Genomic DNA, 253 nt, shown 5'->3' with positions numbered 1-253 from the left:
GAGGGTCGCGAGCATCCGGCGGGCGCTGAACTCCTCGCCCGCGTCGATCATCGCCTGGGCCTGCGCGGGCGCGTAGCGGCGAACGCGGTCGATCGCCTCCGGGATGCTTCGGTTGCGGTCGTGTGTCAGGACCGTGTCGTCGGAGGCGGGAACGCGCAGTGTCCTCTGCTCGGGCACGTCCGGCAGCGCGTTCGGGAAGCTCGGCCAGGATACCGCGACGCGCCTGTACATCCGGAGCTGGGGCTCGTAGCGC

General features: G+C 71.5%; 1 protein-coding gene. It reads right to left on the bottom strand.

Translation table 11 applies throughout. The annotated features are described in order from the left end of the window. Positions 1 to 231, bottom strand: a 231-nt coding sequence (locus tag AC1MHZ_RS23485; RefSeq protein WP_482967023.1) for a hypothetical protein, incomplete at its 3' end; no start/stop codon positions are given. Between the last annotated feature and the right edge of the window lie 22 nt (positions 232 to 253).

The sequence above is a fragment of the Pseudomonas sp. FA-1 genome (genome assembly GCF_056856075.1).
The sequence above is the reverse complement of the archived record's forward strand: the minus strand, read 5'-3'. Positions and strand labels throughout refer to the sequence as shown.